The organism is Methylobacterium brachythecii (assembly GCF_014196345.1).
In the GTDB taxonomy this organism is placed as follows: domain Bacteria; phylum Pseudomonadota; class Alphaproteobacteria; order Rhizobiales; family Beijerinckiaceae; genus Methylobacterium; species Methylobacterium brachythecii.
On the sequence record NZ_JACIDN010000028.1, the window covers coordinates 1 to 1,237 of the forward strand.

The 1,237-nt window shown below is 65.1% G+C and carries 1 protein-coding gene; it reads left to right on the forward strand.

The window, feature by feature from the left end:
* Nucleotides 1-66: 66 nt before the first annotated feature.
* Nucleotides 67-1,237, forward strand: a protein-coding gene (locus GGR33_RS25695) for an IS3 family transposase (protein ID WP_246413473.1) whose coding sequence is annotated in 2 segments (ribosomal slippage) — nucleotides 67-331 and nucleotides 331-1,237 — 1,172 coding nt annotated over the 2 segments. Because the reading frame shifts where the segments join, the coding sequence is not laid out codon by codon here. This gene is flagged as partial in the annotation.

Here is a 1,237-nt window from a genome sequence, read left to right on the forward strand (position 1 = left end):
TGATCGTCCCCCACAGGAGTGGTCCGCCTTGAGGTATGGCTTTCGAGCCAGGACGAGGACGGACATATGGGAACGAAGCGGCACAAGCCTGAGGAGATTGTCGCCAAGCTACGGCAGGTGGACGTGCTGATCTCGCAGGGTCAGAGCGCGGCCGAGGCGATCCGGGCGATCGGCGTGACAGAGGTGACCTACTACCGCTGGCGGCAGGAGTACGGCGGTCTGAAGTCGGATCAGGTCCGGCGGATGAAGGAGATGGAAGTCGAGAACCAGCGTCTGCGCAAGGCGATCGCCGACCTGACGCTGGACAAGCTGATCCTACAGGAGGCCGCCCGGGGAAACTGACCAGCCCCGCGCGTCGACGCGCCTGCATCGAGCATGTGATGGACGTCCTACACGTCTCCGAGCGTCGCGCTTGCCGGGCGCTCGGTCAACATCGCTCGACACAGCGCAAGATACCGCGGGGTAGAGACGACGAGGCCGCGCTGACCGCGGATCTCGTGGCGTTGGCGGAGCAGTACGGCCGCTACGGCTACCGAAAGATCAGCGCCTTGCTGAAGGCGGCGGGCTGGCTGGTCAACGACAAGCGGGTCGAACGGATCTGGCGACGCGAGGGTCTGAAGGTGCCTGCCAAGCAACCCAAGCGCAGTCGCATCTGGGACGGGGATGGCTCCTGCCTGCGGCTGCGGGCGGAGCACCGCAACCACGTCTGGTCCTACGATTTTGTCGAGGCGCGCACCCACGACGGACGCAAGTTCCGGATGCTCAACATCGTCGACGAGTTCACCCGCGAGTGCCTGGCGATCCGCATCGCCCGCAAGCTCAAGTCGGCAGACGTGATCGACGGGCTCTCCGACCTGTTCCTCCTGCGTGGCGTGCCCAGCCACATCCGCTCGGACAACGGACCGGAGTTCATCGCCAAGTCGGTGCAGGCCTGGATCGCCGGCGTTGGCGCGAAGACCGCCTACATCGCGCCCGGCTCCCCATGGGAGAACGGCTACGTCGAGAGCTTCAATGCGAGGCTGCGCGACGAACTCTTGAACGGCGAGATCTTCTACACGCTCAAGGAGGCGCAAATCGTGATCGAGAGTTGGCGACGACACTACAATCGCGTGCGCCCGCACGCTTCTCTCGGCTATCGGCCGCCGGCACCGGAAGTTTTCGTGCCAGCCTCATCCGCTTGGCCGGCTGCGCTCACCCGACAAGCTCCGCCGACCAAGCTACCCGTGGAGCAAAGGCC